This is a genomic window from Halomonas denitrificans, from assembly GCF_003056305.1.
GTDB lineage: Bacteria > Pseudomonadota > Gammaproteobacteria > Pseudomonadales > Halomonadaceae > Halomonas > Halomonas denitrificans.
This window is the reverse complement of record NZ_PYVX01000003.1, coordinates 365,416-387,867: the sequence shown is the minus strand read 5'-3', so window position 1 is coordinate 387,867 and position 22,452 is coordinate 365,416. Positions and strand designations below refer to the sequence as shown.

The 22,452-nt window shown below is 71.0% G+C and carries 19 protein-coding genes; 6 read left to right on the top strand and 13 right to left on the bottom strand.

Annotation, left to right across the window (positions count from 1 at the left end):
* Positions 1-32: 32 nt before the first annotated feature.
* Genes C9F13_RS11190 through C9F13_RS11180 form a run of 3 tightly spaced genes read right to left on the bottom strand, consistent with a single transcriptional unit; the run spans position 33 to position 2,512 of the window.
* Entirely contained in the window at positions 33-1,367 is a 1,335-nt protein-coding gene (locus tag C9F13_RS11190; RefSeq protein WP_108446337.1) for an ATP-binding protein, read from the bottom strand.
* Positions 1,348-2,013 (bottom strand): response regulator transcription factor, encoded by a 666-nt coding sequence (locus C9F13_RS11185; protein ID WP_108446336.1) that lies wholly within the window; start codon positions 2,011-2,013, stop codon positions 1,348-1,350. Before C9F13_RS11185 ends, C9F13_RS11190 begins: the two co-directional genes overlap by 20 nt.
* A 10-nt stretch (positions 2,014-2,023) precedes the next feature.
* Positions 2,024-2,512 (bottom strand): cupredoxin domain-containing protein, encoded by a 489-nt coding sequence (locus tag C9F13_RS11180; protein WP_108446335.1) that lies wholly within the window; start codon positions 2,510-2,512, stop codon positions 2,024-2,026.
* 207 nt (positions 2,513-2,719) lie between these two features.
* Here C9F13_RS11180 and C9F13_RS11175 point away from each other — a divergent pair, with 207 nt between their 5' ends.
* The 4 genes from C9F13_RS11175 to C9F13_RS11165 all read left to right on the top strand — a co-directional run bounded on the left by C9F13_RS11175 (position 2,720) and on the right by C9F13_RS11165 (position 4,582).
* Positions 2,720-3,508 (top strand): Spy/CpxP family protein refolding chaperone, encoded by a 789-nt coding sequence (locus tag C9F13_RS11175; RefSeq protein WP_245888764.1) that lies wholly within the window; start codon positions 2,720-2,722, stop codon positions 3,506-3,508.
* A 103-nt stretch (positions 3,509-3,611) separates the two neighbouring features.
* The gene (locus C9F13_RS11170) at positions 3,612-3,914 is read left to right on the top strand and encodes a hypothetical protein (protein ID WP_108446334.1); all 303 of its coding nucleotides are present in this window, start codon (positions 3,612-3,614) and stop codon (positions 3,912-3,914) included.
* Between the two features lie 78 nt (positions 3,915-3,992).
* On the top strand, positions 3,993-4,145 hold the full coding sequence (locus C9F13_RS17585; protein ID WP_170121144.1) for a hypothetical protein: 153 nt from the start codon (positions 3,993-3,995) through the stop codon (positions 4,143-4,145).
* On the top strand, positions 4,142-4,582 hold the full coding sequence (locus tag C9F13_RS11165; protein WP_108446333.1) for a DUF411 domain-containing protein: 441 nt from the start codon (positions 4,142-4,144) through the stop codon (positions 4,580-4,582). Before C9F13_RS17585 ends, C9F13_RS11165 begins: the two co-directional genes overlap by 4 nt.
* Before the next feature lie 76 nt (positions 4,583-4,658).
* Here the strand turns inward: C9F13_RS11165 and C9F13_RS11160 are convergent, their stop codons facing one another.
* The 6 genes from C9F13_RS11160 to C9F13_RS11135 all read right to left on the bottom strand — a co-directional run bounded on the left by C9F13_RS11160 (position 4,659) and on the right by C9F13_RS11135 (position 11,174).
* On the bottom strand, positions 4,659-5,879 hold the full coding sequence (locus C9F13_RS11160; protein WP_108446332.1) for a TauD/TfdA family dioxygenase: 1,221 nt from the start codon (positions 5,877-5,879) through the stop codon (positions 4,659-4,661).
* A 98-nt stretch (positions 5,880-5,977) separates the two neighbouring features.
* Positions 5,978-6,943 carry a GlxA family transcriptional regulator gene (locus tag C9F13_RS11155; RefSeq protein ID WP_108446331.1) on the bottom strand — a complete coding sequence of 322 codons (966 nt, stop codon included), beginning with the start codon at positions 6,941-6,943 and terminating at the stop codon, positions 5,978-5,980.
* Between the two features lie 123 nt (positions 6,944-7,066).
* Positions 7,067-8,674: a BCCT family transporter gene (locus tag C9F13_RS11150; protein ID WP_108446445.1), complete on the bottom strand. Its 1,608-nt coding sequence runs from the start codon at positions 8,672-8,674 to the stop codon at positions 7,067-7,069.
* 177 nt (positions 8,675-8,851) lie between these two features.
* Positions 8,852-9,313, bottom strand: coding sequence for a thioesterase family protein (locus C9F13_RS11145; protein ID WP_108446330.1), 462 nt, complete (start codon positions 9,311-9,313; stop codon positions 8,852-8,854).
* On the bottom strand, positions 9,313-10,269 hold the full coding sequence (locus C9F13_RS11140; RefSeq protein WP_108446329.1) for an L-carnitine dehydrogenase: 957 nt from the start codon (positions 10,267-10,269) through the stop codon (positions 9,313-9,315). The genes C9F13_RS11145 and C9F13_RS11140 overlap by 1 nt, the downstream gene beginning before the upstream one ends.
* Positions 10,266-11,174 carry a beta-keto acid cleavage family enzyme gene (locus tag C9F13_RS11135; RefSeq protein ID WP_108446328.1) on the bottom strand — a complete coding sequence of 303 codons (909 nt, stop codon included), beginning with the start codon at positions 11,172-11,174 and terminating at the stop codon, positions 10,266-10,268. Before C9F13_RS11135 ends, C9F13_RS11140 begins: the two co-directional genes overlap by 4 nt.
* A gap of 280 nt (positions 11,175-11,454) precedes the next feature.
* Between C9F13_RS11135 and C9F13_RS11130 the strand changes: the two genes are divergently transcribed.
* Entirely contained in the window at positions 11,455-12,252 is a 798-nt protein-coding gene (locus C9F13_RS11130; protein ID WP_108446327.1) for a ribonuclease H family protein, read from the top strand.
* 124 nt (positions 12,253-12,376) lie between these two features.
* On the opposite strand, the gene putA is transcribed toward C9F13_RS11130, so the two are convergent.
* The 3 genes from putA to C9F13_RS11115 form a co-directional block, all read right to left on the bottom strand.
* Positions 12,377-16,009 (bottom strand): bifunctional proline dehydrogenase/L-glutamate gamma-semialdehyde dehydrogenase PutA, encoded by a 3,633-nt coding sequence (gene putA / locus C9F13_RS11125; protein WP_245888763.1) that lies wholly within the window; start codon positions 16,007-16,009, stop codon positions 12,377-12,379.
* A gap of 206 nt (positions 16,010-16,215) precedes the next feature.
* Positions 16,216-20,220: an EAL domain-containing protein gene (locus C9F13_RS17695; RefSeq protein ID WP_245888762.1), complete on the bottom strand. Its 4,005-nt coding sequence runs from the start codon at positions 20,218-20,220 to the stop codon at positions 16,216-16,218.
* A gap of 245 nt (positions 20,221-20,465) precedes the next feature.
* Positions 20,466-20,693 (bottom strand): DUF2835 domain-containing protein, encoded by a 228-nt coding sequence (locus C9F13_RS11115; RefSeq protein WP_108446326.1) that lies wholly within the window; start codon positions 20,691-20,693, stop codon positions 20,466-20,468.
* A 145-nt stretch (positions 20,694-20,838) separates the two neighbouring features.
* On the opposite strand from C9F13_RS11115, the gene C9F13_RS11110 reads away from it, so the two are divergent.
* Positions 20,839-21,378: a FlgO family outer membrane protein gene (locus C9F13_RS11110; RefSeq protein ID WP_108446325.1), complete on the top strand. Its 540-nt coding sequence runs from the start codon at positions 20,839-20,841 to the stop codon at positions 21,376-21,378.
* Positions 21,379-21,418: 40 nt separating this feature from the next.
* Here the strand turns inward: C9F13_RS11110 and C9F13_RS11105 are convergent, their stop codons facing one another.
* Entirely contained in the window at positions 21,419-22,390 is a 972-nt protein-coding gene (locus C9F13_RS11105) for an OmpA/MotB family protein (RefSeq protein ID WP_108446324.1), read from the bottom strand.
* Positions 22,391-22,452: the final 62 nt, after the last annotated feature.

Sequence of the window (22,452 nt, the reverse complement as noted above, 5' to 3'; positions counted from 1 at the left end):
GAATCGCCGCTGAATCGCGCGCGACGAGACGATCAGGGCCGGCTCGCCTCGAGCGGCACCCGGATCGTCACGCGCAGCCCGCCCAGGGGGCTCGGCGCGAAGTCGACCCGCCCCGCGTAGCGGGCCAGCAGCTGGTGCAGGATCGAGAGCCCCAGGCCGTAGCCGGGACGGCGCTCGTCCAGGCGGGTGCCGCGCTGCCCCAGGCGCGCCAGGTCCGCCTCGGCCACCCCCGGCCCGTCGTCCTCGACGCGCAGGGTGAGGCCCTGCGCCAGGCACAGCCGGCAGTGGACCTCGCCGGCGGCCCACTTGCCGGCGTTGTCCAGCACGATGCCGAGCATCTCGGAGAGGTCCTGGGATTCGATCGGGACGCGAAGATCCCGCTGGGCGGGCAGGTGCAGGTCGAAGCGCGTGTCGGGATAGAGGGTGCGGAACATCTCGACCAGCCGCGTGCCGTCGCGGCGAAGCTCGGCCATCTGCCCGGCCTGGGGGCCGGCGATTCGCGCGCGGCGCAGTTCGGCATCCAGCTGGCCGTGCACCGCCTCGAGCCGCTCCACCATCCGCCGGCGACGGGTATCGTCGATGGGGCGCGCGCCGCGCAGCACCTGGGTGACCGCCGCCAGCGGCGTCTTGAGGGCGTGGGAGAGGTTGGCCACCGAGTCGCGGGAGCGCTGCAGGCGGGCGTCGATCTCGTCCATGAAGTGGTTGAGCTGGACGACCAGGCCGTCCAGCTCGGAGGGCACGTCCGGGGAGAGCCGCTCGCGCTCGCCGCGGCGCAGCTCCCCCAGCTGGTCGCGCAGCCGCGTGAGGGGGATCAGCCCCCGATTGACCGCCAGCAGGTTGAGCGCCACCAGCATCACCAGCACCGCCGCGGCGATGCCGCCGACCCACCAATGCAGCCGGTGGAGGCCCGCCTCGACCTGGGAGAAGTCCTCGCCGATCAGCAGCACGCCGGGCTCGCCGTCGAGCATGAACGCCTGACGATGGACCAGCAGGTGCTGGCCATCCTCGCGCACCTCGACCAGGCGCCTGGTCGAGGTCTCGAGCAGCGGCTCAAGCGCCGCCTGCCAGTGCGGGTCGGAGGCCGACAGCTCGTCACCGAGGCGCAGCACGTAGAGGTGGTGGAAGACCTGGAAGCCGCGACTGGCCGACTCCAGCACGCCGGCAATGCCGCGCTCCTCGCGGCGCAGCTGCTCGATGGCGTGGGCCGCCTCGCGCTCCAGGCGCGCGCCGAGGAAGTCGCGGGCCAGGTCGTTGAGCAGGATGCCGTGCAGCAGCCAGGTCATCCCGGTCACCACCAGGGCGATGCCCGACAGCCAGGCGAGCAGCCGAACGCGCAGACTGCGCCGATCAACGCGCCACGAAGACATAGCCCTGGCCGCGTCGGGTCTGGATGATCGCCTTGCCGAGGTAGCGCCGCAGCCGCGCGATGTAGACCTCGATGAGGTTGGGTGCCGCGGCGTCCTGCTCCAGGGCGTAGAGCTGATGGAGCAGCTGCTCCTTGGAGAGCACCCGCCCGGGATGGTGCATGAAGTAGCGCAGCAGCAGGAACTCGGTGCCGGTGAGCGACTGCCAGGGGCCGTCGTCGAGGCGCACGCAGCGATTCGCCTCGTCCAGCGAGACGCCGCTCCGGGTCAGCTGCTGGGAGAGTCGCCCCGACTTGCGGCGCAGCAGCGCCATGATCCGGGCGATGAGCTCGGCGTCGTGGAAGGGCTTGGTCAGGTAGTCGTCGGCGCCGCTCTCGAGGCCGATCACCTTGTCTTCCCAGGTGTCGCGGGCGGTGAGGATCAGCACCGGCAGATCATGCCCGGCCTGGCGCCACTGCTTCAGCAGCGCCAGACCCGAACCGTCCGGCAGGCCGAGATCGAGGATCGCGAGCTCGTACTGCTCGGTGGCCATGAGCGAGCCGGCCACGTGCAATGACGTGGCCAGATCCGTGCGATAACCGTTGTCCCTGAGGCACTCGACCAGGCTCTCGGCCAGCAGGTCGTCATCTTCGAGAAGCAACAGTTTCATGGATGGTGCATCACCCCTGGAGATCGATGTTACCCGACATGCCGGACTCGTAGTGGCCGGGGATGTTGCAGGCGTATTCGAGGCTATCCACATTCTCGGGGGCGGTCCAGACGAGTTCGGCGCGCTCTCCCGGGGCCAGGGTCACGGCGGGCATCTGGCCGCCGTGCTTTCCCTCGGCCATGTCGTGACCGCCATGCCCTTCGTGGCCATGGCTACCGCTCATCTGCTGCATCATCTCGCGGTGAGCCGCCTGCGCCTCGGCGTCGCCGATCACGAACTCGTGGGCTAGATTACCGGTGTTGGTGATCTCGAAGCGGATCGTGGCGCCGGGCGCCACGTCCAGCGATTCGGCGTCGAACCACATGTCGCCCGCCTCGAGCTGGATGGTGCGGTCGATCTCGGCGTTGCCGGCCGGCGCATGGGAACCACCGTGCTCGCCGGCGGCGAAGGCGGTGCTGGTGACGAGCCCCAGGGTCAGGGCCAGTAGCGTCTTGCGCATCGCGGGTACCTCTCGCGTCGTATCGGGGAGTGTCCGTTGTACCCTAGCAACCTGAAACGAGACTGAAACCGGGTATCGACATCGGGCCCCGCGAGATCCTTGACCTCTGGGCGACCCAATGGTTGTAAGCTCATAACGAAAGTTGCCAGCGTCTTCCCCTCAGGGGGAGTCGACGTTCCTACCATACGCACGATGAGGAGAACGATCATGGTCAGATACCAGCGGGTCATCGCCATCGCCCTGGCTGCCGGCCTCGGCATCGCCGCCAGCGGCGCCGCTTCCGCTCACGGTTCGTCCCAGGGTCACCCGGGCGCTGGCGGCATGATGGGCTACGGCCAGCAGGGCGGAATGGGCCCCGGCATGATGGGCCACGGCCAGCAGGGCGGCATGGGCCCCGGCATGATGGGCCACGGCCAGCAGGGCGGCATGGGCCCCGGCATGATGGGCCACGGCCAGCAGGGCGGCATGGGCCCCGGCATGATGGGCTATGGCCAGCAGGGCGGCATGGGCCCCGGCATGATGGGCTATGGCCAGCAGGGCGGCATGGGCCCCGGCATGATGGGCTACGGCCAGCAGGGCGGCATGGGCCCCGGCATGATGGGCTACGGCCAGCAGGGCGGCATGGGCCCCGGCATGATGGGCTACGGCCAGCAGGGCGGCATGGGCCCCGGCATGATGGGCTACGGCCCGATGCAGGGGCTCGAGCTCGAGCCGGAGCAGCGTCGCGAGATGCGTGAGCTGATGCAGCAGCATCGTCCCGCCCAGTTCGATCGCATGGGGCAGATGATGGACCTGCGCATGGCGCTGATGGAGGAGCTGCATGCCGAGGCGCCCGACCCCGACGAGGTCCAGTCGCTTCAGCGCCAGCTGGCCGAGCTGCAGGGCGAGATGATGGCGGAGCGGGTGCGCCTGCACAATCAGCTGCAGGACCTGCTGACCGACGAGCAGCGCCAACAGTGGCGCCAGGGTGGCCTCAACCACCACTACCAGCCCTGACGCGAGGCCCGGCCACGCCGGGCGATGCCCGCTCTCTTGCGCTGGATCAAGGTGGCGGATCGCCCGGCGGGCGCACAATGAGGCGGCCACCACGAGGTAATCCATGACCGCACCGGCTCGACATCCGCATCCCCGACCCGGCCAACGCCTGCTGGCGCTGCTGCTCGCGGTGCTGCTGTCGGTGGCGAGCCTCTCGGGCCATGCGACGACGGACGCCTGCGCCAGCGACTGCGGGATTCCCCAGGCCGAGATGCTGGCGGGGGGCGATCTGGATTGCGGCACCTGCGCGGCCGTGGCCACGGCGCCCGTCGTGGCCGCCCTGCCGGCCGCCACGCCGCTCGACGCCACCGGCCCGGCGCTGGTCGATCACGCGCCCCTGCCGGCCCGGCCCCCTCCCAGACCCTGACGCGACCTCCGCCTTGACCGGGGCGCCGGCCTCTCGCCCGCCACCGGCCCCTTTCGCACTCTCGTCAGGAGTCACCTCATGATGACCACCGACTGCTTCGCCCTGATGGGCTCCATGGGCTGGATGGGCTGGCTGATGCCGCTCGCCGTCCTGCTGCTGCTGGGCCTCGGCATCGCGGCCCTCGCCAAGTACCTGTTCACGTCACGCCGTTCCCAGGAGGATCGCTCATGAGCCGCCATGCCACGCCGCTGCTGCTGTCCGCCGCCCTGCTGCTGGGCGCCGGCAGCGCCCAGGCCGCCCTGCCGTCCCAGGCCACTCTCTACAAGAACCCGCAGTGCGCCTGCTGCGACGGCTATGCCCGACACCTCGAGACGCTGGGCGTCGAGGTCAGCGTGGTCGATGACCGGCCGCTCGGCCGGGTCAAGCAGGCCACCGGCGTCCCCTACGGGCTCGGCTCCTGCCACACCATCACGATGGGCGACTACGTGATCGAGGGGCACGTGCCGATGGCGGCCGTACAGCGGCTGTTCGAGGAGCGCCCGGCGATCGACGGCATTGGCCTTTCGGGCATGCCCGTCGGTACCCCCGGCATGCCCGGCCCCCAGCGCTCGCCCTACGAGGTCTACCAGTTCACCGACCGTCAGGACGCGCCCTTCATGACGCTCTGACGCGGTCGTTCACGCCCCCAACGAACTCGCCCCGGCAACTGCCGGGGCGAGTTCGTTATCGCGTTCACCGGGGGCCTCAGGCCTCGGCGGTGATCCGCCGGCGGCGCCGGGCGCGCTGGATCATGCGGTAGCGCGAGCGGATCTCGTCGCGCTCCATGTAGCAGCCCTGCAGCCAGCGGCGGCCGGTGCTGCCCTCGAAGGCGTCCCGGGCATGCAGCAGGCGACGGTTGTCGAAGATCACCAGGTCCCCGGGGTGGTAGGTGAAGCGGATCGCGAAGGCCGGATCGCCAAGCAGGCGCTGCAGGGTCATCAGCGCCTCGTAGGCCGGCTCGACGTCCTCGAAGGCGGTCTGCAGCGGGCCGCGCAGGAAGTCGGCGATGCGCACCTCGAGCAGCTCGCCCCGGGCATCCAGGCGGATCATCGGCTCGAACCAGACGTAGTCGGTGGTCTTGGCGGTGTTGGCGTAGCACCAGCGCACCCGGGTCAGGGTCGCCCAGGCGTCGGGGTGACGCTCGCGCAGCGCCTCGGCCACGGCGAAGCCGTCGAGCATCACCGCCTGGCCGCCTTCCACGCTGTTCTCCAGGCAGTGCAGCATCTGCAGGCCGGGATGGTACTCGCGGGTCGGCAGGTCGGTGTGCGGCGGCAGGGCGATGGAGGTGTAGGCGTTGGAGTCCGGGTCCGGCTTGGCCTGGACGTTGAACAGGCCGCCGAAGTTGGTGTCGCGGATCGGCCCGATGCGATGGGCGATGGCCTCCAGGGAGCCCGGCTCGGTGGGCAGGTCACGCAGGCGCACCAGGCCCTTGGCGAGCACGCTCTCGAGCGCCGGGGCGAGGATCGCCTCCTCGGCCTCGCTGTCGGGCGCCGTGTCGAGCAGCCCGGCGGCGGAGAGGGTGTCGGGGCCGGCCTCGGGGCCGCCCTGCCAGTGGGTCACCGGTACCAGCGGCGCCTCGGGATCCTGGAGGTTGTCGTAGTCGTGGGCGCGCAGCCAGCCGGGGTGGAAGCGCAGGCGGCGATCCTCCACGGCGAAGTCCACGCAGAGCGCGCCGGCATCGTCGATCTCGGCGCCCTCGACCTCCGGCCAGGCGGGCAGCGTGGAGAGGTCCAGGATGCGCTCCCGGGTCGCCGGGTTGACGGTGGTGTCGTCGGCGGCGTTCTCGCGCAGCCAGACGCTGTGGTAGCGGCTGACCCGGCCGTCGCTCCACTGCACCGTCACCAGGCGCGGCGTGAAGGAGACGCTCTCGAGGTCGGCCTCGATGGGCCAAGCGTCGTAGTCGGGGGTAAGCGGTAGCGTGGTCATGTCGTGACTCCCGTTGGCATTGAGCATGCCCACAGGATGACAGCCGACGCAGGATGCGATGCGACCCGATTCGACACCCACTGTGCACGATTCGACAATCAGGCCGGATCGGCCCCCCGGCGCAGCTGGCTCGGCGTCACGCCGTGGTGGCGGCGGAAGGCGCGGGTGAAGCTCGAGGCGGAGGCGAAGCCGCTGGCCAGGGCGATCTGGGTGATCGGATGGCGCGTCTCGCGCAGCAGCCGGTGGGCGTGGGCCAGGCGGCGCTCCACGTAGAAGCGCTGGGGGGAGCAGGCGAGGTCCCGCTCGAAGAGGCGCTCCAGGCGGCGCCAGCCGAGCCCCAGCTCGTCGGCCAGCGCGCGGATGCTCAGCGGCGCCTCCAGGTGATCCTCCATCAGCACGATGGCACGATGGATCAGCGGGTCGAGGCCCTGGCCCGGCAGGCCGCGCTGGCGACTCGCCGGCTGGCGCCCCTGGTGGTGGACGAGCTGCTCGCGGACCCGGTCGGCCAGGTCGTCGCCGTGGCGCCGGCGGATCAAATCGAGGCTCATGTCGATGGCCGCGCTGCCGCCGGCACAGGAGAAGCCGGTCGAGGTGACCTCGAAGACCGACTCCACCGCCTCGATCTCGGGGAAGCGCTCGCGGAACTCCGGCAGGCTCTCCCAGTGCAGGGTCACCGTCTGGTCGGCGAGCAGGCCGGCGGCGGCCAGCACGAAGCAGCCGGTGTCCATGCCGCCCAGGGTGACGCCCTGGGCGGCCCGCTCGCGCAGCCAGTCGAGCAGCGCCGCGTCGATGGCGGCCTCGGGGGCGAAGCTCGCGCAGACCGCCAGGCTCGGCGACAGCGGCGCGTTCTCAAGGCTCGCGTCGGCGGCCAGGGTCATGCCGTTGGAGGCCTCCACCGGCCCGCCGTCGCGGCTGATCACGTCCCACCGGAAGAGCGTCTGCCCGCTGATGCGGTTGGCGATGCGCAGCGGCTCGATGGCCGAGAAGAAGGCCACCATGGCGAAGCGCGGCAGCAGCAGGAAACCGAGACGCTCCGGGGAGAACGCGGGGGGCTTCAGTCGCATGGAGCACCTGGGAAGCGGGATCGAGGGCCGATTGTAGGCGGCCGGGACGCCACAACGGAAGCGGCCGAGATCCCGGGGGATCTCGGCCGCCTTCCTCGCATCGCGCGCTCGCGCGACGTCAGGTCACTGGCGCTGGGTCGCGCCGATGCGGCGTCGCGACTCGCGAAACAGCGAGAGCAGCACGCCGGCGGTCATCACCAGGATCACCACGCTGAGCGGCAGGGCCGCGGCGATCAGCGCGGTCTGCAGCGCCTTGAGGCCGCCGGCCAGCAGCAGCGCCGCGGCCACCAGGCCGATCACCACGCCCCAGAACACGCGGAAGCGCTGCGGCGGCTCCTCGTTGCCCAGCGACAGGATGGTGGTCAGCACCAGGGTGCCGGAGTCCGAGGAGGTGACGAACCAGCTCATCAGCAGAAACACCATCAGCGCCGAGAGCACCCAGCCGAAGACGCCGGTGCCGGCGATGCCGTCGGCGCTGGCGAACAGCGCGGCCGGCAGGTTCCAGGCGTTGACCAGCTCGATGATGCCGCCGCTGCCCGGGCCGCCGGCGGCGGTGAGCTCCTGGTGCAGGGCGTTGCCGCCGAAGATGATCAGCCACACGAAGATGATCATCGTCGGCACCAGCAGCACGCCGAGCACGAACTCGCGCAGGGTGCGGCCCCGGGAGATGCGCGCGATGAAGATGCCGACGAACGGCGCCCAGGCGAGCCACCAGCCCCAGTAGAAGATGGTCCAGCCCTGCTGCCACTCGGTCGTGCCGGGATCATCGGCGAACCACAGCCCCATGGGGATGAAGTTGATGGCGTAGTCGAACAGGGTCTCGCCGAAGGCGCTCACCAGCCACAGGGTCGGGCCGCCGATCAGGAAGACGCCGACCACGAACACCGAGGTCCAGATATTCATCTCCGAGATGATGCGGATGCCGCGGCGCACGCCGGTGACGGCGGAGACGATCGAGACCACCGAGATCAGGGCGATCAGGATCAGCTGGGTCGGCAGGCCCGAGGCGACGCCGATCAGGCGCTCCAGCCCCACGGCCATCTGGCTGACCCCGAGCCCGAGCGAGGTAGCAACGCCGAACACGCAGCCGAGCACGCCGAGGATATCGACCAGGTGCCCCATCGGGCCGAAGATGCGCTCGCCGATGAACGGGTGGAGCGCTGAGCGCAGCGCCAGGGGCAGCCCCTTGCGGTAGGCGAAGTAGGCCAGCGACATGCCGACGATCACGTAGATCGCCCAGCCGTGCAGCCCCCAGTGGAACACCGAGACGCGCAGCGCATCGATGGCCCGCTCGTGGTTCATGGCGGCGGCGCCGGCCATGTCGGCGTGGGGGTTGTTGGGGTAGCCGAAGGCGCCGGTGTTGTCGAAGTAGAAGACCGGCTCGGCGACGCCGAAGAACAGGATGCCGATGCCGATGCCGGCGGAGAACAGCATCGAGAACCAGGCGAAGTTGCTGAAGTCGGGCCGGCTGTCGTCGGGGCCCAGGCGCACGCTGCCGTGGCGGCTGAGCACGATGTAGGCGCAGACCACCAGCAGCAGCATCACGGTGATCAGGTAGTAGCCGCTGAAGGTGCTCTCGATCCAGGCGCGGGTGGTGCCGAACAGGCCACCGGCCAGGTCCGGCATCACGCCGGTGAAGAGCACGAAGCCGAGCACCAGCAGCGCGGCGGTGATGGTCATGCCCTTGTGCATGCCGCTGAAGAAGCCCTCCTGGGAGAGCTCGGTGACCATGTAGTCGGTGGAGGTCTCCACCTCATGACTGGCACGGCGTGTCGGCGGGTTGGGGGGAGTTGAAGTAGCGATAACGTCATCCTCTTGAGCCGGGCCTCGGGCCGGCGATCCCGTTAGCCGCCCGGCCGAGGCCGGGCGGTACCTCTTTGTTGTTCTTGGCGTCGGTGCCGAAGACGCTCAGCGCTTGGGGGGCAGCCCGATGCGACGCCCGGCGAATTCCGGCCAGTCGCCCTCGGCGGCGGTGGGCAGCGTCTCGATGACGCTGGCCACCGCCTCCGGGAACGGCGCCGGGCGACCGGCGTCGCTGTCGATGCCCATCAGCATCTGCTCGCTGGTGGCCAGCAGGGTGCCCTCCGTGTCGTACATCTCGAAGAAGACGTGCAGGCGCTTGGCGTCGCGCGCCAGCACCGTCACCTCGACCGCCAGCGGCTGGCCCTCGTGGGCCTCGCGCCGGTAGCAGAGATGCGTCTCCAGGGTGTAGATCGTGTAGCCGTGGCGGGTCCGACCGGCCTCGTCGAGGCCGATGGCGTCCATCAGCGCCTCCACGCCCAGCGAGAACACCCGCGCGTACTCGGCATCGTTCATGTGGCCGTTGTAGTCGACCCACTCCGGGGCGACGCGGACTTCCATCAGGGCCATCAGATGCGTCCTTCCAGGCCCTCGGCCTCGGGCCAGTACTTCTGCACCAGGTCGAGCAGTTCGACCAGGAAGTCATCGCGGCGACGATCGAGCTCGGCGACCGGGCGGTCGGCGGCCTGATACTCGCAGCCCTCGACCACCTTGTCGATCAGCTCGTCGGTGAGCTCCGGGGCCTCGAGCTTGGTCCAGGGCAGCTTCAGCGCCGGGCCAAACTGCTCGAGCATGTGGCGCATGCCCTGCTCGCCGCCGGCCAGGTGGAAGGTCAGGAAGGTGCCCATCAGCGACCAGCGCAGGCCGCAGCCGTAGACAACCGCGGCATCGATCTCCTCGGTGGTGGCGACGCCATCGTTGACCAGGTGCAGCGCCTCGCGCCAAAGCGCCTCCATCAGGCGGTCGGCGATATGGCCCTCGATCTCGCGACGCACCACCAGCGGGCGCATCGCCAGGTCCTGGTAGAGCGCCTGGGCGGCCTCGGTCTGAGCGGCCTCGGTGGCCTCGCCGCCGACCAGCTCGACCAGCGGCAGCAGGTAGACCGGGTTGAAGGGGTGGGCGACGATCACCCGGCCCGGGGCCGTGGTGCAGTCACGCTGCAGGTCGGTCGGCTTGAAGCCCGAGGTGGAGGAGCCGATGATCGTGCCCGGCGCGGCCGCGGCGTCCAGGGCGGCGAGGATCTCGCGCTTGAGCTCGAGGCGCTCGGGGACGTTCTCCTGGATCAGGTCGGCGCCCTCGACGGCCTCCTCGAGGCTCGCGACGAAGCGCAGCCGCTCGGGGCTCGCGCCCTCGGCCAGGCCCAGCTTCTCGAGCGAGCCCCAGGCGTTGTCGACGAAGGCGCGGGTGCGCGCTTCGGCGCCCTCGGCCGGGTCGAAGGCGACCACGTCCCAGCCGCGGGCCAGGGCCCGGGCGATCCAGCCGTTACCGATGACGCCGGTGCCGATGACGGTCAGCTGCTGGCTCATGCTTCACCTCCCACGATCTTGCCGGTGTTCGGGTCGCGCAGCTTGAGGTGCGCGCGGGTCTCGGCCGGGGTCATGATGCGACCGCCGAGGTTCTCGATGATGGTGCCGGCCTTCTCGACCAGGCCGCCGTTGGTGGCCATCACGCCCTTCTCGAGGTAGAGGTTGTCCTCCAGGCCGACCCGGGCGTGGCCGCCGAGCAGCATCGCCTGGGCGACCATGGGCATCTGGTGGCGACCGATGCCGAAGGCGGCCCAGTTGGCGTTCTCCGGCAGCTTGTTGCGCATCGCCAGCATGGTCTCGGGATCGGCCTCGGCGCCCCACGGGATGCCCAGGCAGAGCTGGAACAGCGGGTCGCCGTCGAGCAGGCCTTCCTGCTGCAGCTGGCGGGCGAACCAGACGTGGCCCAGGTCGAAGCACTCGAGCTCGGGCTTGACGCCGGCGGCCTGCACCAGGCGGGCGTGCTCGCGCAGCCAGTCGGCGGTGTTGACGTAGACCATGTCGCCGAAGTTGAGGCTGCCGCAGTCCAGGGTGCAGAGCTCGGGCAGCAGCTCGCCCACCGGCGCATGGCGCTCGGCCGGGGTCTGGATGTCGGTGCCCGGGCCGCCGCGGGTCGGGTCCTCGGCGTCCGGCACCCAGTCGCCGCCGCCACCGGCGGTGATGTTCATGACGATGTCGACGTCGGCCTCGCGGACGCGCTCCATCACCTCGCGGAAGTGCTCGGTGGAGTGGCTGATGCCGCCGGTCTCGGGGTCGCGCACGTGGATGTGGGCGACGCTGGCGCCGGCGCGGGCGGCCTCGATGCAGTTGTCAGCGATCTGCTGCGGCGTGACCGGGACGTTGGGGTTCTTGCCGGCGGTGTCGCCGGCGCCGGTGACGGCGCAGGTCAGGATGACGTTGCGGTTCATGATCGACCTCCAGGGTTCTGGGCTAGGAATGGCCACAGTGTGGGGGCATCCCGCCGGGCTGACTCGACTTAAAGCGACCATAAATACACACAAAGCGACATCACCACCCCGAAATTCCCCGTTCGCCACGGAGCGGCGGCCGCAAACTCGGCAGCTCGCGCGCCCTCCCGTAGAATGGGCAGCGTCGCGACGGCGCGAGGGCGAACGACGATTCCCGCGATCGCGGGCGGCCCAGCCCCGGCCATTCTCGACATCGAGCCACATCACCACGGAGCGCCGCATGGCAGCACGGAAAGGCCCCAAGTCCTACGTCGTCTGGGTCGGGCGACAGACCGGCATCTTCAGCACCTGGGACGAGTGCAGTCGCCAGGTGAAGGGTTATCCCAAGGCCCGCTACAAGTCCTTCCCCTCCCGCGAGGAGGCCGAGGCCGCCTTCGCCAAGGGGCCGGGCGGCGCCGCCCCGGCGCGCAAGCCCCGGACGGCGAGCGCGACCGTCACCAAGCCCGCGACCTCACGCCGCCCCAAGGCGACGCCGTCCCAGGACGCGCCGGCCCAGCGCTACGACATCGAGATCTACTGCGACGGCGCCTGCGAGCCCAACCCCGGCGATGCCGGCTCGGGCATGGTGGTCTACCGCGAGGGGGTCCTCGCCGAGCTGTGGTACGGGCTGCACAACCCCCAGGGCACCAACAACACCGCCGAGCTGAACGCCTTCCACCAGGCGCTGCGGGTCGCCGAGCAGGAGATCGCCCGGGGCGCCTCGGTGCGCATCCACTGCGACTCCACCTACACCATCAACGCCATCACCAAGTGGGCCGGCGGCTGGAAGCGGCGCGGCTGGAAGAAGGCCGACGGCCAGGCGATCAAGAACCCGGAGATCATCCAGCCGACCCACGCCCTCTACGAGCGGCTCAAGGCGAAGGTCGCCATCGCCCACGTCAAGGGCCACGCCGGAGTGGAGGGCAACGAGCTGGCCGACCGGATGGCGATGTACGGCGCCGACCAGCGGGAGCCCGCCTTCACGCGCTACCAGGGCAACCAGGACGTGGCCGAGGTGCTCAGGCTCAAGCGCGGCTGAGCGCCCCCGCGGGGATGGCCCGCGGCGCGCGATCCCGGCAACGAAGAAGGGCCTGCGACGATGTCGCAGGCCCTTTTGCTTCTTCCTCACCTCTTTAGCCGCCCTGGTCGGTCGGGCGGCGTCCCTACTCGGCGGTGGCCAGCAGGCTGGCGTTGCCGCCGGCGGCGGTGGTGTCGATGCAGAGGTGGCGCTCCACCGCGTAGCGCTCCGGCGCGATGGTCTGGGTCTCCAGCGGCACGATGGGCCCGTCGCGCTCGGCGAGCGCCAGGCGCAGCTCGCGGGTCCAGTCGCTGCTGCCGGCGGCGGCCACCGCCACGATGCCCTCGAGCGCGGTGAGCGTCTCGGCCTCGACTCGGCCGTCACGCCCGGCGACCGGCGCCCCGGCCTGCTGGAGCGGCTGCACGGCCTCGGCCGCCCCCGGCGCGACGATCAGCGCCGGGCAGCCGGCCCCGAGGGCCTGCACCGCCTGGGCGACGGCGATCTCCAGCGTCGGGCCGAGGCAGAGCACCGGCCCCTTGGGGTACATCGCCAGCCGGTTGCTCTCCCCGGTCGGCCCCGGCAGCGTCTGCGGCGTCATGTCCAGGGACGCGGCCTCGGCCAGCGCCTTGCGGATCACGCCGCGCTTGCCGGAGAGCGCCCGACGCAGCACCTCGACCCGATCGGGCCGCGCCGCCCAGTTGCGCGGGTCGAGCCCGTCGAGGGCCGACTGCAGCTCGCCGAGCGCCACGGCCTTGCCCGTCGGCGCCTCGTGATGCTCGACCTCGGCGGTGCGACGGAAGCGGGTGACGTAGAGCGGCCCGCCGGCCTTGGGCCCGGTGCCCGAGAGCCCCTCGCCGCCGAAGGGCTGGGAGCCGACGATGGCGCCGATCTGGTTGCGGTTGACGTAGACGTTGCCGACGTGGATCCGCTCGACGATCTGCTGCACGCGATCGTCGATGCGGGTGTGCAGGCCGAAGGTCAGGCCGTAGCCCTTGGCGTTGATCGCGTCGACCACCTCGTCGAGCTCCCGCGCCTTGAAGGTGGCCACGTGCAGCACCGGCCCGAAGATCTCGCGCTCGAGGTCCCCGATGCCGCCGACCTCGACCACCGCCGGGGTGACGAAGGTGCCGACGTCCGGCGCCGGCAGGGTCTTCAGCAGCTTGCCGGCCTTCCGCTGGGCCTCCACGTAGGCGCCGATGTCGGCCTGGGCCTCGGCGTCGATCACCGGCGAGACGTCGGTGTCGGTGTTCCAGGGGTCGCCGATCACCAGCGCGTCCATGGCGCCGTCGAGCATGGTCAGGAGCCGCTCGCGCGCCTCCTCCTGGACGTAGAGCATGCGCAGCGCCGAGCAGCGCTGGCCGGCCGACTGGAAGGAGGAGATCAGGATGTCGCGCACCGCCTGCTCGGTCAGCGCGCTGGAGTCCACGATCATGGCGTTGAGCCCGCCGGTCTCGGCGATCAGCACCGCGTCGGGCCCGGCGTTCTGGGTCAGCGCCTTGTGGATGATCTGCGCCACCTCGGTGGAGCCGGTGAAGCAGACGCCGGCGATGCGCGGATCGCTGGTCAGGGGGCCGCCCACTGTCGGCCCGTCGCCGGGCAGCAGCTGCAGCGCCGCCTCGGGCAGGCCGGCCTCGCGCATCAGCTCGACGGCTCGGGCGGCGATCAGCGGGGTCTGCTCGGCGGGCTTGGCGAGCACCGCGTTGCCGGCCCCCAGCGCGGCGGCGATCTGGCCGGTGAAGATCGCCAGCGGGAAGTTCCAGGGGCTGATACAGACGAAGATGCCCCGCGCGCTGCCGGGCTCCTCGACCTCGAGGCGCTCGCTCTCGTTGGCGTAGTAGCGCAGGAAGTCCACCGCCTCGCGCACCTCGGCGATGCCGTCGAACATCATCTTGCCGGCCTCGCGGGTGGCGATCACGGTCAGCTCGGCGATGTGCTCCTCGTAGAGATCGGCGGTGCGACGCAGCACCTCGGCGCGCTCGGCCACCGGCCGGGCCGACCACTCCTTGAAGCCGTCCTCGGCGGCATCCAGCGCGGCCGCCACCTCCTCCTTGGTCGCCTCATGGACCTGGCCGACCACCCGTGACGTGTCGGCGGGGGAGAGCGCATCGCGCGCCTGCCCCTGGGGCGACGGGCTGCCGGCGAGCATCGGCCCGGCCGTCCAGGTGGTGTCGGCGAAGGCCTCGCGGGCGGATATCAGCGGCAGGATCGAGGCCGGCTCGTTGATCCGGTAACCCCGGGAGTTCTTGCGCTCCGGGGCGAACAGCTCGCCGGGCTGGCGGATCGTCGGGCTGGCGATGGCATCGCCCAGGCGCTCGAGCTCGGCCACCGGGTCCTTGGAGACCTCGCTCGGCGGGATCGAGTCGTCCACCACCTGGTTGACGAAGGAGGAGTTGGCCCCGTTCTCCAGCAGGCGGCGCACCAGGTAGGCCAGCAGGTCGCGGTGGGCGCCGACCGGCGCGTAGATGCGGCAGTGGGTGCCCTCCGCCTGCTTGACGATATGGTGCAGCGACTCGCCCATGCCATGCAGGCGCTGGAACTCGTAGCTCTCCTTGTCGTTGCCGGCCATGGCGATGATGGCGGCGCAGGTGTGGGCGTTGTGGGTCGCGAACTGCGGGTAGATGCGATCGCGCCGCTCGAGCAGCATCCTGGCGCAGGCCATGTAGCTGACGTCGGTGTTGACCTTGCGGGTGAACACCGGGAAAGTCTCGACGCCCATCTCCTGGGCCAGCTTGATCTCGGTGTCCCAGTAGGCGCCCTTGACCAGGCGCACCATGATCTTGCGGTCGTAGCGCTCGGCCATCTCGTGGAGGGCCTCGATCACCGGCGCGGCGCGGCGCCCGTAGGCCTGCACCACCACCCCGAATCCGTCCCAGCCGTCGAGACCCGGATCGGAGAGCAGCTCCTCGATGACGTCCAGCGACAGGTCGAGCCGGTCCTGCTCCTCGGCATCGATGTTGAAGCCGATGTTGGCCTTGGCGGCCTGCTTGACCAGCTCCCGGGCGCGCGGCACGAGGTCGCTCATCACGGTGTCGCGGTGGGTGTACTCGTAGCGCGGGTGCAGCGCCGAGAGCTTCACCGAGATGCCGGGGCTGCCGCGCACGTCGCCCTTGGCCTGCTTGGCGATGGCGCGGATCGCCTTGGCGTAGGCGTCGTGATAGCGCAGGGCGTCGTCGTCGGTGCGCGCCGCCTCGCCCAGCATGTCGTAGGAGTAGGTGTAGCCCTGCTTCTCGAGCTCGCGGGCGTTCTTCATGCCCTCCTCGATGGTCTGGCCGAGCACGAACTGGCGGCCGAGGATCTTCATCGACTGGCCCACCGCGGTGCGCACCACCGGCTCGCCCATGCGGCGCACCAGGCCGCGCAGTGCGCGCACCGGCCCCTTGGGATCGTCCTCCAGCACCTTGCCGGTGAGCATCAGCGCCCAGGTCGAGGCGTTGACCATCGACGAGGAGGACTTGCCGAGGTGCGCGCCCCAGTCGGAGGGCTCGATCTTGTCGTGGATCAGGTCGTCGATGGTCTCGGCGTCGGGCACCCGCAGGAGCGCCTCGGCCAGGCACATCAAGCCGACGCCCTCGGCGGTGGAGAGCCCGTATTCGGCGAGAAACGACTCCATCATGCTCGGCGAGGTCTCCTTGCGTACCCGCGCCACGTAGTTGGCACCGGCCTCGGCGACCCCCCGGCGCTCCTCCTCCGACAGCTCGATACGCTCGACCAGTGCCTTGAGCACCTCGGCCTCACCGGCCGCATAGTGGGCGCGAATCCGTTCACGCAGCTCGTTCACGGGCCTTTGCTCGTTGCCGTCCAGGCCTCTGATTGCGTCATTCACATCGATTCTCCTGCCGCTGCGACGTGGCGCACGGCCGGTGACCCGGCGCGCGCAGCCATCGCCATTGTCGAAAGCCATTCACTAAGCGTAGGCGCCATGGCTCGGCTTGCCTAAGGCGCCGAGGGGCGCGTAACGACACTGAATAAACGCTCGACGCGCCGCTAGTCGTCGATCGACAGCGGGCGATGCTCGGCGAGAAAGTCGATGAGCGACTCGAGGGGCATGGGATGGGCGAAGTGGAAGCCCTGGAAGAGATCGCAGCCGTGGGCCAGGAGCAGGCGATGCTGCTGCTCGTGCTCGATGCCCTCGGCGACCACCCTGAGCCCGAGGTGGTGGGCCATGGAGATGATGCCCTGGATGATCGCCGCGTCCTCGGCGCTGTTGGTGACCTCGCTGACGAAGCTGCGGTCGATCTTGATCCGGTCGATGGGCAGGTTCTTGAGGTAGCTGAGGCTGGAGAAGCCGGTGCCGAAGTCGTCGATGGCCACCCCCACCCCCATCGTCCGGAGGGCATGCAGGATCTCGATGGCGCCCTCGGTATCGTCCATCAGGATGCCCTCGGTCAGCTCCAGCGACAGCTGGGGCGCCGGCAGCCCGGTGACCGCCAGGGTCTCGCGCAGGTTGCCGAGAAAGCTCGCGCGGTGGAACTGCAGCGGCGAGAGGTTGACCGCGACGTTGAGGCTGCCCTGCCCCACCCGGTCGAGCTGACGCAGGTCCCGGCAGGCCCGGGTCAGCACCCACTCGCTGATCGGGATGATCTGACCGGTCTCCTCGGCCAGGGCGATGAACTGGGCGGGCGAGACATAGCCCCGCATGGGGTGGCGCCAGCGCAGCAGCGCCTCCACGCCCGCCACCTGCCCCCCGCGATCGATCAGCGGCTGGTAGTGGAGCTCGAAGGCGTGCGTCTCGATCGCCTCCTGGAGCTCGTTGCGCAGCGCCACGCGATCGCCCATCCGGTGGATGATCTCGGGCGTGAACCACTGGCAGGCGTTGCGTCCCTGCCGTTTGGCCCGGTACATGGCCATGTCGGCCTGCTGGATGAGTTCGAGGGGCTGGGCACTCTCGGCGCCGCTCACGGCGATGCCGATGCTGCACGACAGCGAGAGCTCGTGCTCGCCGACCCGATAGGGCCGGCTGACGATCGACAGCAGCCGCTCGGCCACCTCCATCGCCTGGCCGCCGTCGTGCAGGTCCGGCAGCAGCACCACGAACTCGTCGCCCCCCAGGCGCGCCAGGGTATCGCCCGGCCGCATCGCCGCCGACAGGCGCCGCGCGACCCCGCGCAGCAGCTCGTCGCCGACGGCATGCCCGAGGCTGTCGTTGATCGGTTTGAACTCGTCGAGGTCGAGGAAGAGCACCGCCAGCCGCTTGCCCTGGCGCCTGGCCAGATCGACGTCATGCACCAGCCGGTCCTCGAGCAGGGTGCGGTTGGCCAGCCCCGTCAGGGCATCGTGGCCGGCGTGATAGGCCAGGTGCGCCTCGTAGGCCTTCTGTTCGGAGATGTCGTGCTGGATGCCGACATAGTGGGTGACCGCTCCCTGCTCGTCGCGAACCGGGGAGATGTAGAGATCGTTCCAGAACGGCGTGCCGTCCTTGCGATAGTTGCACAGGGTCACGTGCACCTCGCGCTGCTGCGCCAGCTCGCGGCGAATCTTCTGCACCGCCGCCGAATCGGTCTCGCTGCCCTGCAGGAAGCGCGCGTTGCGCCCGATCACCTCCGCCCGGGCATAGCCCGTCATGCGCTCGAAGGCGTCGTTGGCATAGATGATCGGCAGGCCGGGCACGCCCGCATCGGCGATCAGCACGCCGTTGACGCTGGCCTCCACGCCGCGCTCCAGGATCCGCAGCCGGGTCTCGTACTCGCGCCGCTGGGTGACGTCCTTGGCGATGCCGTAGATGCCGGTGATGCAGCCATCGACCACCACCGGCAGGGTGGTGAGGTCCAGCCGACGCAGGGTGCCGTCGCGATGGGGCACCTGCAGCTCGTAGCGGCTGGGCTCTCCGGCCCCCGCACGCTCGAAGGTCTGCTGCACCTCCGCCAGGTCCTCCGGGCGCAGGAACTCGGAGAAGTGGCTGCCCAGCAAGGCGTCGAGGGCATGGCCGGTCAGTGCGGCACAGGGGGCGTTGGCGGTGACGAAGTGGCCCTCCAGGTCCATGGAGAAGACCGCATCCGGGTTGTAGGTGAACAGCGAGCGATAGCGCTGCTCGCTCTCCCACAGCGCGCGGCGATCCTGGGCGCGCTCCATGGCCAGGGCCACCAGGTCCACGGCCTGGGCGATGCGCTCGAGCTCGTGGCTACCCGGGGTCGCCGGGCGTCGGTAGTAGGTGGCGAAGGTGCCCAGCAGCCGGCCGTCCCGGGCGATCACCGGGTAGGACCAGCAGGCCCTAAGCCCCTCGCGCTCGGCCAGGTCGGCAACGCCCGTCCAGCGGGGGTCCAGGGCGAGGTCCTCGCAGACCACCAGCTCGCGGCGATGGGCGGAGCTGCCACAGGCCCCGACGTCCGGTCCGATGGCCACCGTGGCGATCGCCTGCCGGTAGGCGGCCGAGAGGCGCTCGCCGGCGACGAGGTGCAGCCGCCTGCCCTCGCCGTCGGCCCGCATGATCGAGCAGATCCCGCCCTGCAGCTGGGCCTCGAGCATCTGGCAGATGGCCTCGAGGGTGCGATCGAGCGGCACCTCCTCGACGATCATCGCCTGGATGGCCTGCTGCTGCTCGAGCTGTTCCCGCGCCGCCATCAGCGCCCGGGAGCGCCCGACCACCAGGCGCACCATGCCCAGGCTGAAGACCAGCAGGTAACTCAGCGTCAGCCCGCCCATCGCCACGGCCGCAGGCACCATGCCGACCTGCCACCCTTCGATGCCGGGCCAGGTCTGCACGGAGGGACTGAGCATCGTGCCCCCGGGCAGGCCGAGGTGGCGAGACGCGAGGACGGGCGCGCCGCTCACGTCGCCCGCGACCCGGCCCGAGCCGGCCAGGGCGGTGAGCACCTCGCCGTCGCGGGCCAGGGTCAGCTGGAAGTCACCCAGCTGCACGCGCAGCTCGCGATCCAGCAGGGTGGCCATGTCGAGCACGGCCACCAGCTGCTGGTCGCGGCTCGGGATGGCGATCGCCAGGATCGCCAGATCCGGGGTCGCCGCGTCGGGCACCATCATGCGCGGCTGGGGAAAGGGCAGGCTCAGCCAGTCGGCGACGCGCTCGGTCCGGGTCCAGCGCGACAGCCGGCGCCGCACCTCGTCGCTGCGCGACTCGAGCCAGTGCCAGCCGCGGCGAGCCTCCAGCAGACCGATGACCTGGAGGGTGGGGATATCACGCAGGTAGCTCGCCACGTCGCGCGTGCGCACTGCGGGCTCCAGCCCCCCCACGGACGCGTCCAGCCGCTCGGCCATGCGCTGCATCTGCTGCAAGTGAGAGCGCATCAGTTGCTCGGCATTGAGGCGGACGTTGTCGAGCACGTGCTCCGCCTGCTGGTGCATGCGCTGCTGCTGCTGGCCGCTGAGCAGGAACCAGGCCAGGCTGCTGACCAGGACGCCGGCCAGGCCGGCCATGACCGCCGTGCGTCCCAGCTGCAGCGGCGAGCCGTGCCGACGGGCGCTCGCCGCCAGCATGGCGGCGCCATAGAGCAGCGCGAACGGCGCCACCAGCCAGGGCGAGGCGGTCAGCGTCGGCAGGCCCCATCCCGCCTCGGGCGCGACCAGTCGACCGCCCGCCACCAGGCACCCGAACCCCAGCAGCAGCAGGCCGACCAGCCGCCAGAGCCCCGGTCGCCATCCTCCTGCTCGGCCGAGGCCTGGCCGACCGGTCCCCGCGACCACACAGAGGGCCGCCATGACCAGCATGGCGGCCGACCAGGAGGAGACGCGCGTGCCGCCCGACAGCCAGGAGACGCCCTCCTGGCTGTCGCCGAGCAGCGCGTTATGAAACAGGGTGTAGAGCATCAGGGCCAGCAGCGCGCCACCGGCCGCCAGGCGCAGGTGCCGCCACTGCTGCACCACGGCCAGCAGGCCGGCGCCGGCGAACAGCGCCGCCAGCGAGGCATCGAGCACCAGCAGGGTGGGCATCGGAAAGGCCGCTACCTGCACCACGCCGATCAGCCCCATCACGATGAAGGCGGCCGCGACCATCAGCAGACCGCTGTCCAGGGCGATGTCGCGGGTCTTGAAGGGCATGACGGAGTGCTCCCTGCACGTGGCATCGGCCGGCCTGGCGCGGCGCGACCCGGTCACCACCCTATCCCGGTGGTGGGCGGGATGAGGGGCGGCGGCTGGGCGCCGTCTCATCCGATCGGCGAGGGCGTCTCCCTGCCGCTCGCTTCACCCGAGAATCGTCGGGCATCTTCGCGGTATCGTAGCCGAACATCGCTCAGGATGCTCGCTATCCGGCCACCTCGTGGCCAACGCAAGGAGAGGGCGGCTCAGCAGGCCTCGAGCCGGCGAATCGCGCAGAAGCGTCCGGCCTCGGTGAAGGTCAGCCGGAAGCGGCCGTGCACGCCGTCGCGGGTCACCACGCGCCGCAGCGCCTCGGCGGGGAACGCCACCCGGCGCCCATCCAGGCTACGGGTCTGCACCTGGGTCACCTGCCCGGTATAGTGCGCCAGGCAGGCCTCGTAGGAGAGCTCGATCACCACGTCGATGCTGGGCATGGGGTCCGCCGAAGGGTCGTTCTCGCTGGATTCGCCACTACTCTAACACTCCTAACGGCGCCGACCGCGGGCACCCCGGCCGCCTCAAGTTCCCAGGCGATCCGCCGAAGAAGGGAGCGATATCCTTTCCGGAGACGCCACCATCATGCTCACCCCCCTGCGCCTGGCCTGCCTGCTGCTGGTCCTGCTGAGCCTGACCGGCTGCGCCCACCAAGAGCGCGCGCTCCACAACGCGCCCCCCGCCCCGGGGCTCGACGAGGCCCTCGAGACGGCCGCGCACGAGCTGGTCGAGGCCTTCCCCGACCTTCCGGACCAGGGCCCGATGATCACGGCCTCGTTCATCGACGTGGCGGGCGGCGCCCCCTCGACGGCATTCAGCCGCATCGCCGCGGAGCTCTCGGCCGCGGCACTGGCACGGGCCGGCATGCCGGTGCGCGAGGTGCTCCTCGACGGCGGGCAGCTGCTGGTCATGGAGGGCGGCGACGGCCTGCTGACGCGCCGGGTGAGGAACCAGGGCGCCAGCGCGGGCGCCCGGACGATGCTGCTCGGCACCTACGCCCGCGGCCAGGAGCGCCTCTTCCTGGCGCTTCGCGTGGTGGAGCTGCGCACCGACCGGGTGCTGGCGAGCCGCGGCCTCTCGCTGCGCCTCGACGACGACCTGCGGACCCTGCTGCGCGCTCGCTGAGCCCACGCGACTCCCGAGCTGCGCCCACGCCGACTCCGGGTCAGCGCGCCTGGATCACCACCTCCACCCGACGGTTGCGGGCGCGCCCCTCGGCGGTGGCGTTGCTGGCCAGAGGCCGGGTGTCGGCCAGGCCCACGGCGCGCAGCCGGGTCGGGTCGACGCCGGCCGCCACCAGCGCCTCGACGATGGCGATGGCGCGCGCGCTGGAGAGCGCCCAGTTGGAGGGGAAGCGCTCGGTGCGGATCGCGCGACTGTCGGAGTGGCCCTCCACCGCCACCTCGCCCGGGTGGCGCCGCACCATCTCGGCGAGCCGCGACGCCACCAGGGCGCGACCCTCCTCGGTCAGCTCGGCCTCCGCGGTCGGAAACAGCAGGCGATCCTCGACCCGCAGCCGCACCCCCTCGGGAATCCGCGACACCTCCATGCCGTCGAGATCCGCCAGATACGGGGCCTCCTCGAGCGCCTCACTCACCGCCCGCGCGCCCTCGATGGCGGCCGCATTGACCGCCTCGACGCCCAGCGGCGGCGCGTCGGTGAGCACCACCAGGTAGTCGGACAGCGGCCGGGTGAGATCGACGCCGGCCGACATCAGCCACTGCGGCCCGTCGACGGGGCGCGCGCCCTGCACCTCACCTTGCCCCCCCGGCCGCACCAGCAGCGCCGGGGGCGGCGCGGGACGCGCCGCCGGCAGGCCGGCCACCCCGAGGGCGGCCGTGATCGCACGGGCCGACAGGGCCCCGGGCGCGGCGGCCTGCGCCTCTCGCTCGGCGTTGATTCGCCGCAGCGGTTCGGGCAGCGGCACGCCGAGTTCGAGCGTCGTCGCCGGCTCGGCGGCCTCCGGGGACGCGGCCCCGGCGCCCAGCTCGCCGAAGGTGATGATCAGCACCAGCAGGGCCACCAGCAGGGTCATGATGTCGACGTAGCTGACCATCCAGCCGCTGGCGTCATCCTCCGCCGGCAGGGGACGCATCAGGGAGTCGTGGCGGCCTGGCCCGCGGTGCTCGTCGATCATGGGGTCCCCTCCGGGCGCTCCAGTGGCGGATGACAGAAAGCCGCCAACCTTAGGCCCGGGCC

Bases quoted from the DNA above. Each gene is read 5' to 3' on its own strand.
- C9F13_RS11190 (WP_108446337.1), bottom strand. From the start codon at position 1,367: ATGTCTTCGTGGCGCGTTGATCGGCGCAGTCTGCGCGTTCGGCTGCTC.
- C9F13_RS11185 (WP_108446336.1), bottom strand. From the start codon at position 2,013: ATGAAACTGTTGCTTCTCGAAGATGACGACCTGCTGGCCGAGAGCCTG.
- C9F13_RS11180 (WP_108446335.1), bottom strand. From the start codon at position 2,512: ATGCGCAAGACGCTACTGGCCCTGACCCTGGGGCTCGTCACCAGCACC.
- C9F13_RS11175 (WP_245888764.1), top strand. From the start codon at position 2,720: ATGGTCAGATACCAGCGGGTCATCGCCATCGCCCTGGCTGCCGGCCTC.
- C9F13_RS11170 (WP_108446334.1), top strand. From the start codon at position 3,612: ATGACCGCACCGGCTCGACATCCGCATCCCCGACCCGGCCAACGCCTG.
- C9F13_RS17585 (WP_170121144.1), top strand. From the start codon at position 3,993: ATGATGACCACCGACTGCTTCGCCCTGATGGGCTCCATGGGCTGGATG.
- C9F13_RS11165 (WP_108446333.1), top strand. From the start codon at position 4,142: ATGAGCCGCCATGCCACGCCGCTGCTGCTGTCCGCCGCCCTGCTGCTG.
- C9F13_RS11160 (WP_108446332.1), bottom strand. From the start codon at position 5,879: ATGACCACGCTACCGCTTACCCCCGACTACGACGCTTGGCCCATCGAG.
- C9F13_RS11155 (WP_108446331.1), bottom strand. From the start codon at position 6,943: ATGCGACTGAAGCCCCCCGCGTTCTCCCCGGAGCGTCTCGGTTTCCTG.
- C9F13_RS11150 (WP_108446445.1), bottom strand. From the start codon at position 8,674: ATGGTCACCGAGCTCTCCCAGGAGGGCTTCTTCAGCGGCATGCACAAG.
- C9F13_RS11145 (WP_108446330.1), bottom strand. From the start codon at position 9,313: ATGGCCCTGATGGAAGTCCGCGTCGCCCCGGAGTGGGTCGACTACAAC.
- C9F13_RS11140 (WP_108446329.1), bottom strand. From the start codon at position 10,269: ATGAGCCAGCAGCTGACCGTCATCGGCACCGGCGTCATCGGTAACGGC.
- C9F13_RS11135 (WP_108446328.1), bottom strand. From the start codon at position 11,174: ATGAACCGCAACGTCATCCTGACCTGCGCCGTCACCGGCGCCGGCGAC.
- C9F13_RS11130 (WP_108446327.1), top strand. From the start codon at position 11,455: ATGGCAGCACGGAAAGGCCCCAAGTCCTACGTCGTCTGGGTCGGGCGA.
- C9F13_RS17695 (WP_245888762.1), bottom strand. From the start codon at position 20,220: ATGCCCTTCAAGACCCGCGACATCGCCCTGGACAGCGGTCTGCTGATG.
- C9F13_RS11115 (WP_108446326.1), bottom strand. From the start codon at position 20,693: ATGCCCAGCATCGACGTGGTGATCGAGCTCTCCTACGAGGCCTGCCTG.
- C9F13_RS11110 (WP_108446325.1), top strand. From the start codon at position 20,839: ATGCTCACCCCCCTGCGCCTGGCCTGCCTGCTGCTGGTCCTGCTGAGC.
- C9F13_RS11105 (WP_108446324.1), bottom strand. From the start codon at position 22,390: ATGATCGACGAGCACCGCGGGCCAGGCCGCCACGACTCCCTGATGCGT.